14 protein-coding genes are annotated in these 13,438 nt (G+C 31.8%); 6 read left to right on the top strand and 8 right to left on the bottom strand.

What is annotated here, in order from left to right; all coding sequences use genetic code 11:
• Nucleotides 1–273 precede the first annotated feature (273 nt).
• The 6 genes from ACQY1Q_RS04925 to ACQY1Q_RS04900 form a co-directional block, all read right to left on the bottom strand.
• Nucleotides 274–2,301 (bottom strand): FAD-dependent oxidoreductase, encoded by a 2,028-nt coding sequence (locus ACQY1Q_RS04925; protein ID WP_431004174.1) that lies wholly within the window; start codon nucleotides 2,299–2,301, stop codon nucleotides 274–276.
• 132 nt (nucleotides 2,302–2,433) lie between these two features.
• Nucleotides 2,434–3,009 (bottom strand): phosphatase PAP2 family protein, encoded by a 576-nt coding sequence (locus ACQY1Q_RS04920; RefSeq protein WP_431004173.1) that lies wholly within the window; start codon nucleotides 3,007–3,009, stop codon nucleotides 2,434–2,436.
• A 1-nt stretch (nucleotide 3,010) separates the two neighbouring features.
• Nucleotides 3,011–4,054 (bottom strand): peptidylprolyl isomerase, encoded by a 1,044-nt coding sequence (locus tag ACQY1Q_RS04915; RefSeq protein ID WP_431004172.1) that lies wholly within the window; start codon nucleotides 4,052–4,054, stop codon nucleotides 3,011–3,013.
• Between the two features lie 64 nt (nucleotides 4,055–4,118).
• The gene (locus ACQY1Q_RS04910) at nucleotides 4,119–4,895 is read right to left on the bottom strand and encodes an FKBP-type peptidyl-prolyl cis-trans isomerase (RefSeq protein ID WP_431004171.1); all 777 of its coding nucleotides are present in this window, start codon (nucleotides 4,893–4,895) and stop codon (nucleotides 4,119–4,121) included.
• Nucleotides 4,882–5,430: a gliding motility-associated peptidyl-prolyl isomerase GldI gene (gene gldI / locus ACQY1Q_RS04905; protein ID WP_431004170.1), complete on the bottom strand. Its 549-nt coding sequence runs from the start codon at nucleotides 5,428–5,430 to the stop codon at nucleotides 4,882–4,884. The genes ACQY1Q_RS04910 and gldI overlap by 14 nt, the downstream gene beginning before the upstream one ends.
• Entirely contained in the window at nucleotides 5,420–6,448 is a 1,029-nt protein-coding gene (locus ACQY1Q_RS04900) for a DHH family phosphoesterase (protein ID WP_431004169.1), read from the bottom strand. The genes gldI and ACQY1Q_RS04900 overlap by 11 nt, the downstream gene beginning before the upstream one ends.
• Before the next feature lie 80 nt (nucleotides 6,449–6,528).
• Here ACQY1Q_RS04900 and ACQY1Q_RS04895 point away from each other — a divergent pair, with 80 nt between their 5' ends.
• A complete protein-coding gene (locus tag ACQY1Q_RS04895) occupies nucleotides 6,529–7,530 on the top strand; it encodes an alkaline phosphatase D family protein (RefSeq protein ID WP_431004168.1) in 1,002 nt (333 codons plus the stop codon).
• Nucleotides 7,531–7,594: 64 nt separating this feature from the next.
• Complete coding sequence (locus ACQY1Q_RS04890) at nucleotides 7,595–8,014, top strand: nucleoside-diphosphate kinase (protein ID WP_431004167.1); 420 nt, start codon at nucleotides 7,595–7,597, stop codon at nucleotides 8,012–8,014.
• A gap of 123 nt (nucleotides 8,015–8,137) precedes the next feature.
• On the opposite strand, the gene ACQY1Q_RS04885 is transcribed toward ACQY1Q_RS04890, so the two are convergent.
• Both ACQY1Q_RS04885 and recF read right to left on the bottom strand, forming a co-directional pair.
• On the bottom strand, nucleotides 8,138–8,434 hold the full coding sequence (locus ACQY1Q_RS04885; RefSeq protein WP_431004166.1) for a DUF721 domain-containing protein: 297 nt from the start codon (nucleotides 8,432–8,434) through the stop codon (nucleotides 8,138–8,140).
• A gap of 20 nt (nucleotides 8,435–8,454) precedes the next feature.
• Nucleotides 8,455–9,534 (bottom strand): DNA replication/repair protein RecF, encoded by a 1,080-nt coding sequence (gene recF / locus ACQY1Q_RS04880; protein WP_431004165.1) that lies wholly within the window; start codon nucleotides 9,532–9,534, stop codon nucleotides 8,455–8,457.
• 111 nt (nucleotides 9,535–9,645) lie between these two features.
• Between recF and ACQY1Q_RS04875 the strand changes: the two genes are divergently transcribed.
• The 4 genes from ACQY1Q_RS04875 to mutL all read left to right on the top strand — a co-directional run bounded on the left by ACQY1Q_RS04875 (nucleotide 9,646) and on the right by mutL (nucleotide 13,373).
• The gene (locus ACQY1Q_RS04875) at nucleotides 9,646–10,428 is read left to right on the top strand and encodes a tetratricopeptide repeat protein (RefSeq protein ID WP_431004164.1); all 783 of its coding nucleotides are present in this window, start codon (nucleotides 9,646–9,648) and stop codon (nucleotides 10,426–10,428) included.
• Nucleotides 10,429–10,522: 94 nt separating this feature from the next.
• The gene (gene ribH, locus ACQY1Q_RS04870; RefSeq protein ID WP_431004163.1) at nucleotides 10,523–11,029 is read left to right on the top strand and encodes a 6,7-dimethyl-8-ribityllumazine synthase; all 507 of its coding nucleotides are present in this window, start codon (nucleotides 10,523–10,525) and stop codon (nucleotides 11,027–11,029) included.
• Nucleotides 11,030–11,216: 187 nt separating this feature from the next.
• Entirely contained in the window at nucleotides 11,217–11,498 is a 282-nt protein-coding gene (locus ACQY1Q_RS04865) for a riboflavin synthase subunit beta (protein ID WP_431004162.1), read from the top strand.
• A gap of 3 nt (nucleotides 11,499–11,501) precedes the next feature.
• Nucleotides 11,502–13,373, top strand: a complete 1,872-nt coding sequence (gene mutL, locus ACQY1Q_RS04860) for a DNA mismatch repair endonuclease MutL (protein ID WP_431004161.1) — start codon at nucleotides 11,502–11,504, stop codon at nucleotides 13,371–13,373.
• Nucleotides 13,374–13,438 lie beyond the last annotated feature (65 nt).

Genomic DNA, 13,438 nt, shown 5'->3' with positions numbered 1-13,438 from the left:
TTATTACTTACTTTTTTAATTCGTAAGATTAACAAAGTAACAAAATTCGAGCAAAAAAGAGACAATTAATGACGTATTTAAGACACTAACTTTTTGCAGAAAATAACAATTTGACGTAAATAAGAAAAAGGGATAACAGGAAAGAAAGTAGTTTTGCTAAAAAAACAACCTATTGAATTTTAAAACTCATAATTAGTCCCCCCTCTATCAATCGACCCCTCATCTGTTTGCACCTAAACTTATAGCGATGAGGGGTTTTATTTTTATAATAACCTACAAAGCAGCAGCTACTCTACTTCCTTGATTTATGGCTCTTTTGGCATCTAATTCAGCCGCCACATCAGCGCCTCCGATGACGTGAACCGTTATTCCTTTAGCTTGTAATGGTTCTAATAATTCTTTAAAAGGAACTTGGCCGGCACATATAATTACATTATCAACTTCCAGCACTTTTTCTTCTTCATTTTGCAAGTAGTGCAATCCTTTATCATCTATTTTAGTATACTGAACTTCATTAATGAACTGTACATTCTTCTTTTTTAAATTTGCTCTGTGAATCCAACCTGTTGTTTTTCCTAAATTACCGCCAAATTTTCCTTTGCTTCGTTTTAGCATAAAGATTTCTCTAGGTGATGGATCAACGTGAGTACTCATTCCTTCAATACCGCTTCTTGCTTCTAACCCCTTATCTATTCCCCATTCTTTTAACCAAGCATCTATATTTTGGCTGGTACTTTCTCCTTCATGAGCTAAATATTCTGACACATCAAACCCTATACCTCCGGCTCCGATGACTGCCACTCTTCTTCCAACCGGTTTTTTTAATTTCAACACGTCAATATAAGTCAACACTTTTTCATGATCAACCCCTTCTATTTTAGGTGTTCTAGGAGTAATTCCGGTAGCTAAAATAACCTCATCAAAATTCCCTCCTGCTAAATCTTCTGCGGTTACTCTTGTGTTTAACTTAACTCTTACGTTATGTAATTCTATTTGTTTATTGAAATAGCGAATGGTTTCATAGAATTCTTCTTTTCCGGGGATTTGCTTTGCAATATTAAACTGACCTCCAATTTCAGCATCCGCATCAAATAAAGTAACCTCATGGCCTCTTTGAGCTGCTACAGTTGAAGCTGCCAATCCTGCCGGTCCGGCTCCTACTACAGCTATTCGCTTTTTATGAGATGTTGGATTGTAATTTAATTCTGTTTCATGACAGGCTCTTGGATTTACCAAACAACTTGCTATTTTTTTCTGAAAAACATGATCTAAACAAGCTTGATTACATGCAATACAAGTATTGATTTCATCTTCTCTATCTTCTTCCGCTTTTTTCACCCATTCCGGATCCGCTAAAAATGGCCTAGCCATTGAAACCATATCTGCATGACCTTCAGCTAATATTCTTTCTGCTACATGTGGCATATTGATACGGTTAGAGGTAATCAACGGAATTGAAATTTCTTGTTTCATCTTTTGTGTAACCCACGTAAATGCAGCTCTGGGAACAGAGGTTGCAATGGTAGGTATTCTTGATTCATGCCAACCAATTCCTGTATTAATTATAGTAGCACCTGCCTTTTCTATTTCTTTTCCTAATTGTACTACTTCTTCCCATGAACTTCCGTTTTCAACTAAATCTAACATTGACAAACGATAAATAATGATAAAATCTCGCCCAACAGCCTCTCTTGTTTCTTTAATTAACGCTATTGGTAATTTTATTCTGTTTTCATACTCACCTCCCCATTCATCTTTTCTTTTATTAGTTCTTTTAACAATAAACTGATTAATTAAATAGCCTTCAGACCCCATGATTTCTACTCCATCGTACCCTGCTTCTTTAGCCAGTTTTGCCGAGTTTACAAAATCTTTAATGGTTCTTTTGATTCCCGATTGTTTTAACTCGAAAGGTTTAAACGGATTTATCGGAGCTTTAATTGCTGATGGTGCAACACTAAACGGATGGTATGCATATCTACCGGTATGTAAAATTTGCATGCATATTTTTCCTCCTTCTTTATGTACTGCTTCCGTAATTACTTTATGTTCTTTAGCATGCTTTTTAGTACTCATTCTTGCTGAAAAAGGAGCTGTCCATCCCTGTATATTAGGTGATATACCTCCGGTAACTATCAACCCCACCCCTCCTTTTGCTCTTTCCGCATAATACGCTGCTATTTTTTTTACTCCGTCTTTTTCTTCTTCTAACCCTGTATGCATTGACCCCATTAAAACTCTGTTTTTTAATGTAGTAAATCCTAAATCCAAAGGTTCAAATATATGTTTATACTTAGTCATGATCAGATAGTTTTTGTTTTTTATTATGCACGCATAACAAATGCAAGATACTAATATTTTAATTACTTCATAAAAAAAGAAAGCATTTTCTAACGAAAATGCTTTCTTTACTTTTAATACTATTTTTAATATTTATTTATATGCTTCTTTAAACACAGATGCATATAACATTTTATACAGTTGGTAAAAAATGGTTCCCAAAATAATTCCGGATATATACCCTACCAGTACATCTATCGGATAGTGAACTCCTAAATATATTCTGCTAAATCCAAAAATCAGAGGGAATAAAAATAGCAAATAAATAAATTTTATTTTTTTTCTGAATAAAAGCACAACAAACATAGTAAACGTGGTAGATAACGATGCATGCCCTGACCAAAAGCTATACCCTCTTGGTTTATAAGAAAACTGACGTAAATACGCTTGTAAATCTCCTGTATTACAAGGTCTTAATCTTTCTACACTATTCTTTACTAAGTTTGTAAATTGATCAGAAAAAGCAACCAAAATTATAATAAACAAAAATGTAAACAGTCCTTTCTTTACCCCTAATTCTTTAAAAACTAAAAGAAGAATCAGAACAAATAAAGGTGTCCATGTAAATTGCTTTGTAATGGTTAGCCAAAATCCGTCAAAAGACTCACTTCCTAAATTATTTAAAAAAATGAGCAGTTCTCTATCTAAATGTACTAAGTTATCAATCAATTTATTTACCTACTTTTAAAACTTCTACTTCAAAAATTAAATCTGATTTTGGTGGAATTGGGCCAATACCTCTATCTCCATATCCTAAATAGTAAGGAATAAAAAATCTTGATTTATCTCCTTCTCTCATTGTTTTTACTCCTTCTTTCCATCCAGCAATTAAACTTTGTTCATTAATTGTAAAAACAAATGGTTGTCCTTTGTCAATACTTGAATCTATTTTTCTACCGTCTGTTAAATACAAAGTATAATGTACTGTAGTTGGTAAAGCCGGATTTACTTCTTTTCCACTTCCTTTTTGAAGTGATAATATTTTTAAACCCGAATCAGTAGCTACTGCATCTTTAATTCCTTTTTCTTCTTGAAATCTTTGCTTGGCTTCTTCTAATTTTATACGTCTCTCTTCTTCTTTCTGAGCTACGTTAGCTAATTCACTTTCAAAAACTTCAGGAGCATTGAATTGTTTTGCTTCATTTCCTACACGTATAATTTCAACATGATTGATATAATCATTTTGTTGAATTGTATCTACAACCTTTTGCCCTAATTGTACCATTCCAAATACAGAATGTTTACCATCTAACCAAGGTGTTGCTTTGTGAGTAATAAAAAATTGGCTTGAGTTTGTATTAGCCCCTGAATTGGCCATAGATAACACTCCTGCTTTATCGTGCTTATAAATTAACTCTCCTTTTTCATTTAAAGGAAATTCATCCGGAAACTTATATCCAGCATCTCCTCTACCTGTTCCTGTAAAATCACCTCCCTGAACCATAAAATCTCTAATCACTCTGTGAAATTTAGTTCCGTCAAAGTATCGTTTTCCTTTTAAAGAATCAGCTACTTTTGGGTTATTTCCCTCTGCTAAAGACACAAAGTTAGCAACAGTCATTGGCACTTCTTTTTCATGAAGTTTTATTAATATATCTCCTTTATTAGTTTGAATATCTGCATACAATCCATTATCTAAATTAGGATATTTTACCGTTTTACATGCAGAAAAAGTAATAGTAGTTATTAATATGAAAAGTTTAATTAATCTCATTTTATTTAATTTCAAAACGAAAGGCACCAACTTTTAACTGTTGATGCCTTGATACTTAATTTTATTAATGACCGTGACCGTCTCCTTTAGAATGACCGTCTCCTAAGTTTTCTTGTGGAATAACCTCTAATAATTCTACTTCAAAAACCAACGTTGAAAAAGGTTTAATATGTTGCCCTCTTTGTTGAGAACCATACGCTAAATTTTCAGGAATAAAGAATTTGTATTTTGCTCCCGGTTTCATTAATTGTAAACCTTCAGTCCATCCTTTAATTACTTGACCAACTCCAAATGTAGCCGGATCATTTCTCTCAACTGAGCTATCAAATACAGTACCGTCTATTAACGTACCATGATAGTGAACTTTTACTCTTGAAGTTGCTTTAGGGTTTTCTCCGTTTCCTTCTTTTAAAACTACATATTGTAAACCACTGTCAGTTGTTACTACTCCATCTTTAGTTTTGTTTTCTTCTAAGAATTTTTCATTTTCTTTTTTGTACTCTCCAAACTCTTGCTCAGCTTTTTTTACTTGCTCTTCCTGCATTTTCTTCATTCTCTCCTCGTTTTTCTTTTGGAAATACGTACGAATGATTGTATTTACTTCTTTAGTATCTAGTAATAAATTGGTTGAATCAATACCATTTCTAAATCCTTGAACAAATAAATCATGATCCATTTCTTCAAAGTTTGCCTTTATTTTACTAGCCATATCTAATCCTATAGCATAGCTGATAGAATCAACTTCATTAGTTAAAGAGCTTTTTGTTTTAAATTGTCCTTTACTACAAGAAACTACTGAAATTCCTACTACAGTAGCTATTAAAAATTTAGTTATTTTCATTATTGTTAATTTGTTTTTTTATGTCTACTAATGTTAATGTACTTTGTATGGGTTTGTTAATTCCTATTTTGTTTCCATCTCCAGTTACTCCAAAAGCACTGTAAGAAGGAATGACAAATGTAATAGTTTCTCCTTTTTTCATCAATTTTATTCCATCTTGTAATGCCGGAATAAAATCTTCCTTATCTACCTTATAAGTTCTTCTTTGTAAATCATAGATTGTTTTTCCGTATATATCCGCAATATTAAATTCAATTTCAACAATATCATTTAATTTTGGAGTAGCTGTTTGAAGTGAGTCTTTGTTCACATAATAATACCAATAACCTTTAGGACTCACTTTATAATTATGAACCGTATCTTTGGCTATCCATAACTCTAATCGTTCCTTTTGTAATTTATTGAGTTTTTTATTACTCTGAATTACTTCTTTATAAAAGTTTTGTGTACCATGCTTTTTAGGTTTTCTTGCTTTTTGTTCACTACAAGAAAAGAAAACAAATACTACTAAAATAACTACACTTTTATACTTCATATGACGATACTAATTCGTTTTTATACTCTGGTAATAACGATTTAAATTTGGCTACCGTATCCTGTAAGCTTAATTCGCTTCTTCCTCCGGCAGCATTGTCATGCCCTCCTCCGTCAAAATAGTTTCTGGCAAATTGATTTACAGAAAATGTTCCTTTAGAACGGAAAGATATTTTTACAATTCCTTGCTCTTCATCTTCTATAAAAATAACTCCAAAAACAATTCCTTTTAAAGAAAGCGCATAATTAACAATTCCTTCTGTATCTCCTTTTTCATAATTATAACGTTGTTTTTCTGCTTCTGTTAATGTTATGAAAGCCGTTTTGTACTCCGGTAATATTTCAAGATTAGTTAATGCCTGCCCCAACAACAACAATCTACTATACGTATTTGAATCATTTACATTACTGTGAATTTTATCATTCTCAGCTCCTTTATCAATTAAATCTGCTATAATTCTATGCGTTGTACTTGTGGTAGATCTAAAACGAAATGAGCCCGTGTCAGTCATAATACCTGTATATAAACAAGTGGCAATATTTTCATCTATCAAATCCAAGTCTCCCATCATTTCTATAAAATTATATACCATTTGACAGGTAGATGACATTGAGGTATCAGAATACATATAGGTAAAATCATCCGGTTGTTGATGATGATCTATAAGTGCAAAATCATTTTCATATTTTTCTAATGTATTTTGCATATCTGACCCTACTCTATGCAAAGCATTAAAATCTAATAAAAATCCTAGGGTAGATTTCCTTAAAGCTTTAACACATTGGTTGTTTTGACGATCAAAACGATATACGGTTTCTGACCCCGGAATCCAATGTAAAAATTCCGGATATTCATTAGGCATTAATACTTGTGTCTTATGTCCTTTTTTATCTAAATAATGTTTTAAACCCAAAGTAGAACCTATGGCATCCCCGTCAGGATTTTTGTGCCCTATAATTACTACTTTTTGAGGTTTCGATAAAAATTCTTGTAGTTCTTTAAATTGTTTCAAAATCATAAGTGGCGAAGATACAAATTAAAGTTTTATTAATCTTTTTATCATTTTCTTTTTGTTTTTTCGCAGAAAAGAAACTTACGATGAACAAAAACAATATCCTACTTATTTTCAGCCTGTTATTCTTTTCTATTACGCGTATTAGTAGTCAAGAATTTACAATCGCTTTTGGTTCTTGCAATCATCAGGACAAATACAATCCTTTTTGGCAAGATATTATACAGCAAACACCTGATGTTTGGGTTTGGGGTGGTGATAATATATATGCGGATACCTACAATATGAAAAAATTGGAAAAGCTATATACTATACAAAAACAAGATTCTTTATACCTGAAACTCACTAAAACAATTCCTGTTTTAGGTACTTGGGATGATCATGATTACGGAGCCAATGATGGTGGGGAAGAGTATAGCAAAAAGCAAGAGAGTCAACAACTTTTTCTAGATTTTTTAGACGTAGATAAAAACTCTCCAAGAAGACAACAAGAAGGTGTTTATTATGCTCAAACCTTTCAAACACCAAAAGGTAGCGTTAAAATTATTCTTTTAGACACCCGATATTTTAGAACAGCTTTAACTAAAGGAACTGGAAAAATGCGTTTTCAACCCAATAAAGGTAAGGGTAGTATACTTGGCACTCAACAATGGCAGTGGTTAGAAAAAGAGTTACAAGAATCTACCGCCGATTTTAATTTTATTGTTAGTAGTATTCAAGTGCTTTCATCTGAACATGGCTTTGAAAAATGGGCTAATTTTCCGGATGAAACTGCTAAACTTTTAACTCTTATTGAAAATTCCAAAGCAAAAAATATCATTTTCTTATCAGGAGATCGACATATTTCTGAGCTGTCAAAAAAAGCGGTTTCAAGCATGCCATATCCTATTATCGATTTTACTTCTAGCGGACTCACGCACTCTTACTCGGCTTTTAAAAGTGAACCCAATAAATATCGAATCGGTAATGTAGTGAGCGATTTAAGTTATGGACTTATTAAAATAGATTTTGAAAATCAAAAAGTTACATTTAAAATGATGGGAAAAAACAATACTGTTTTACAAGAATTCACTCAAATATATCCTTAACTTGTGAATAACATTAAAAAACGTATTTTTGCGCCGACTTTAAAAATTTAGAAGATATTTAAAAATGGCAACAAATAGAACATTTACAATGATTAAACCAGATGCAGTTGAGAACGGACATACTGGTGCTATTTTAGAAAAAATTAACGCTGCAGGTTTTAGAATTGTAGCAATGAAAAAAACACAAATGACAACTCGTGACGCTGAAACTTTTTATGCTATTCATAAAGAGCGTCCGTTTTTTGGAGAATTAGTTGAGTTTATGACTCGCGGACCAATTGTTGCAGCTATTTTAGAAAAAGATAATGCTGTTGAAGATTTCAGAACTTTAATTGGAGCTACTAACCCGGCTGAAGCTGCTGAAGGAACTATCCGTAAATTATTTGCTACTTCTATTGGAGAAAACGCTGTTCACGGTTCTGACTCTGACGAAAATGCTGCTATTGAAGGAGCTTTCCACTTTGCAGGAAGAGAAATGTTTTAATTTGTAAAACATTATTATCATATAAAAAGCCGTTGCTATATAGTAACGGCTTTTTTATTTTTTTGCAATTCTTTATAACTACCATTAGGTTTTTTCAAATTCTTCTTTTATCAAAAGTTTATATTAAACCAACATCAGTCTGTTTACTATATCTTCTCCCATTTCTTCATTAAGCATCCTTACTATTTTATCTTTTCCATAGCTTAATTCTTCTCTCAATACAGAAGATCGTAACCTAACAAACAACGTTCCATTTTGTAATTTAACTTCATCGGTATACGAAGCCACACCTGCTCCCATTAATTTAGCCCAGGCTTCTTCTATATGTATTTTTTGAAACCCTTTTTTCAGATTATTTTCCTGAATAAAAGCTCCCATTAAATCTTTTATTGAAAAGCTATCGTTTTCTCTTTTTGTCATTTCTTATCTTTTCAGTTTTCTTATAATTTAAAAATCTGATACTCTTTATTACTTTGTTTAATTACATTTTCAGTCCTGTCTGCATGCGTATCAGTAATAAAAATCTGCCCAAATTCATCCTTATTTACTAACTCAATAATTTGTGCCACTCTATGCTCATCTAATTTATCAAAAATATCATCTAATAACAAGATGGGTGTTACATTTACTTGTTGTTTAATAAATTCAAATTGAGCTAGTTTCAAAGCTATTAAATACGATTTCTGTTGCCCTTGAGATCCGAATTTTTTAATTGGATACTCTCCTATTTCAAAGCTTAAATCATCTTTATGCACTCCGGATGATGAAAACTGTAATACTCTGTCTTTTTCTAAATTAAGACTTAATAAGTCTTCAAAAGAATGTTTATGTAATTGACTCTTATATTTCAAATTTACTTCTTCATTAGCACCTGAAATAATGGTATGTTTTGCATTAAAAATAGGAACAAATTGTTCTAAAAAAACAGTACGTTTTTGATGTATTAAAGTTCCATAATGAATTAATTGCTCATCATAAACCTTTAAATTTAAAGCGTCAAAAGTTCTATTGGCTGCAAAAAACTTCAATAAAGCATTACGTTGTTGTAATACTTTATTATAAGAAAGTAAATTAGTTAAGTATTGTTTATCTTGTTGTGATATAACTCCGTCAATAAACTTTCTTCTTGTTTCACTTCCCTCAACAATTAAATCTCTATCTGCGGGCGAAATAATTACCAAAGGCAACTGTCCTATATGATCTGAAAACTTTTCATAAACTTTTCCGTTTCGTTTCAGTAACTTTTTTTGTCCTCTTTTTAAAGAACAAACTACTTTTTCAACTCTATCATGCAGTAAATAATCACCTTCAATCATAAAAAAATCTTCACCATGCTTAATATTCTGCCCTGCTACCGAATTAAAGTAACTTTTTGCAAAAGACAAGTAGTAAATAGCATCTAACACATTAGTTTTACCAACCCCGTTATTTCCCACAAAACAATTAATTTTCTTCTGAAAACTAAATGTTTCTGTTTCTATATTTTTAAAATTGACTAATGAAATCTTTTGCAAATACATCTAAAAAGTGTTTCTAAAAAGGTAGCGCAAATTATTGAAAATTTACGAAAATTCGGTTTTTAAAATCCAATTAAAAAAACTATTTTTGTCGGCACTAATTTTTTAAGCATTATGGCAACATACAAGAAAAAAGGTTACAAACCAAAAAAAGAGAAGATTGTACAAGAGGTAGAAGAAACGTTTGATGAAACACAAAGCACCACTGCTGAAGTGTTTAACAACTTAGACGAAGCTGCTAACAAATCTGAGCAATGGATTGAAAAAAACAACAAACCTTTATTTTACGGTTTAGTAGCTGTTGCTGTAGTAATTTTAGGATATTTGGCTTACAACAAGTTTGTTGCTGAACCAACTGAAATGACAGCTTCTAACGAACTTGCTTACCCAAGAACTTTTTTTGATCAGGCAGCTACCTCAACGGGACAAGCAGCTGATTCTTTATACACTTTAGGCTTAGAAGGTGGTGATGGAAAATATGGATTTTTAGATATTGCTAAATCTTTCAGCGGAACAAAAGCCGGAAATTTAGCTAATTACTACGCAGGTATTTCGTATTTAAAAATGAAAAAATATAGTGAAGCTATTGAATACTTAAGTAATTTTTCATCTGATGACGAATTATTAGGTCCAACAGCTTTAGGAGCTATAGGGGATGCTTTTGCCGATATTAATCAACTAAAAGATGCTTTAGAATATTACGAAAAAGCAGCCAACAAAAAAGATAATCAATTTACAACTCCTTTATTTTTATTCAAAGCCGGTCAAACAGCTATGGAATTAAAAGAGTACGGTAAAGCTGAAAGTTTATTTACTACCATTAAACAAAAATACGCTGAAACAGATCAAGGTAGAGATATTGAAAAATATATCAATGGTGCTAAATATGCACAATAATTAAAACAACAAGTATTGTCATTTCGAAACACAAAAGCGGTTTTTACCCAAAACCTTTTGCTTAGATAAAATTAGAAATGATTAAAAAAAATAAATGGCAACAACAAATTTATCTTATTACGATAAAGCTTCAATCCCAAATGCGAAACCTTTTCGATTTGGGATTGTTGTTTCAGAATGGAATCCGGAAATTACTCAAAACCTACATCAAGGAGCTATTGATACTTTAATTGACTGTGGTGCTGAAAGTGAACATATTATTTCATGGGAAGTTCCCGGTAGTTTTGAGTTAGTTTATGGATGTAAAAAAATGATAGAAACTCAAAAATTAGATGCCATTATAGCTATTGGCAATGTAATTCAAGGAGAAACAAAGCATTTTGATTTTGTATGTAACGGAGTAACTCAAGGAATTGTAGATTTAAACATCAACTACGACACCCCTGTTATTTTCTGTGTTTTAACAGATAACACTAAACAACAATCTATTGATAGATCTGGTGGGAAACTAGGTAATAAAGGAATAGAATGTGCCGTAGCTGCTATAAAAATGGCTGCTATAAAAAACCAAGGAAGAAAATCAAATTCTGTAGGTTTTTAAAAACGCCTTAACTAAAATTAGTACAAGCCAAAAGCTGTTATAACTAGCAACTTTTGGCTTGTTTCTTTTTTATATAAATGCTATTTTGACAATATTACTTGACCGCCTGTTTTTAATTCAGTAACTTTGATTCTTCGCTTGTTATGGTGTAGTTTTTGCTTTATTACACCTTTAAAACAACTATTTTATGGGATTTATTAAGAGAGAAAATAAAAAGTTTGACTACCAGCCGCGCTATTATAAAGGTGATGGAAACCCGTATGAGTTTAAGCATAAGTTTGATGAATACAGAAATACTGTAGGAAAAAGAAAAAGCTTAAAAGGAAAATTTAGTGCTGCTATTAATGAGTTTAAATCTTCAGAATACGGTGGTTTTAATAAAACAATAATCATTATCGTCGCTATTTTAGTCTTGATCTTTTTATATATTATTGATTTTGATCTCTCAATTTTTTTTAGCAAGAATTAATTAATGTCTGATATAATACAATTATTACCCGATCACGTAGCCAATCAAATAGCTGCCGGAGAAGTAGTTCAACGTCCTGCATCTGTTGTTAAGGAATTACTTGAAAACGCTATTGATGCCGGAGCAACTTCTATTAAATTACTTTTAAAAGATGCCGGAAAAACTTTAATTCAGGTAATTGATGATGGAAAAGGAATGAGCTCTACTGATGCCAGACTTTGCTTTGAACGACATGCAACTTCTAAAATCAGAGAAGCTAAAGATTTATTCAATATCCATACAAAAGGCTTTCGTGGAGAAGCACTTGCCTCTATAGCTGCCATTGCTCATGTAGAACTTAAAACAAAACAAGACAATGAAGAGCTGGGTACACAAATAAAAATTGAAGGAAGTACCGTAGTTTCACAAGAAGCTACTGCAACCACTAAAGGTACAAGTATAGCGGTTAAAAATTTATTTTATAACATCCCTGCACGTAGAAACTTCTTAAAATCAGATACTATAGAAACACGTCATATTGTTGACGAATTTCAGCGCGTTGCTTTAGCACATCCTAATATTGCTTTTTTATTACATCATAATAATAACGAAGTATATCATCTTAAAGAAAGCAATTTACGTCAACGTATTGTAGCAGTTTTTGGTGGTAAAATGAATGAACGATTAGTTCCTATAGAAGAACAAACAGATATTATTACGATTACCGGATTTGTTGCTAAACCTGAATATGCAAAGAAAAAAAGAGGTGAACAATTCTTTTTTGTAAACGACCGTTTTATTAAAAGTTCTTACTTAAATCACGCGGTGGTTAATGCATTTGAGGGACTTTTAGACAATGCATCACATCCTTCCTATTTTTTATATCTGGATGTACCTCCAAATAGTATTGATATAAATATTCACCCTACAAAAACAGAAATTAAATTTGACAATGAAAAAGCTTTGTATGCTATTTTAAGAGCTACGGTAAAACACAGCTTAGGTCAATATAATGTAGCTCCGATACTGGATTTTGACAGAGATGCCAACCTAGATACTCCTTACAATTATAGTAAAAATGATACACCTTCTGTTCCTCCTATAACAGTAGACCCAAACTTTAATCCTTTCAAAACAGATCATAATTATGAGTCTGTTTCTAAAATCAGTTCTAAGACTACCGGAAGTTCTTCTTCTAATGATTTTAGTCAAAAAAGTTACCAACCTAACTATAAAAAAGAGGTAGGGAATTGGGATGCCTTATATACGGAAATTGAAGATGCGGAACCTGTAAAACAAGAGCAACTTTTTGAAGCTCATCAAGAATCTGAAACAGGTAAAACCTTTCAAATTCAGAAAAAGTATTTATTAAGTTCTATAAAGTCCGGAGTAGTTTTAATTCATCAATCACTTGCGCACCAACGCATATTATATGAAGAATTTTTAGAAAACATTACTGTTAAAGAAGCTAGTAGTCAACAACTATTATTTCCTGTTTCTATTTCTTTTTCTTCAAGTGATATTGAAATGATTTACAGCATAAAATCTGATTTGGAAAGTGCTGGTTTTATGTTTGAAGAGTTTACTAAAGAGAGTGTAGTTATAGGTGGAATTCCTACCTCTATTACTGAAAGTCAAATTACCCTTATTTTAGAACAACTTTTAGATGATATTAAAATGGAAGTTCCTGATGCCAGTTTTAGTCATTTTGATGTCATGGCTAAATCTTTTGCTAAATCTTTGGCCATTAAAACAGGTACAACTTTAACTATAAAAGAGCAAGAAAACTTAGTTAACAATCTGTTTTCATGCAAAGAACCTTCAATTTCTCCGTTTGGTAAGCCTACTTTTAAAACATTATCTTTACAAGAAATTGATGCAATTTTTAACAAATAAATAATTTCAACGACCAAAAAGATTAAGTAATTTTAGCTAAATCTTTAGGTTTAAATAAAACTGCG

Source organism: Tenacibaculum sp. TC6, from assembly GCF_050606265.1.
GTDB lineage: Bacteria > Bacteroidota > Bacteroidia > Flavobacteriales > Flavobacteriaceae > Polaribacter.
This window is presented reverse-complemented; position numbering and strand designations above follow the sequence as displayed.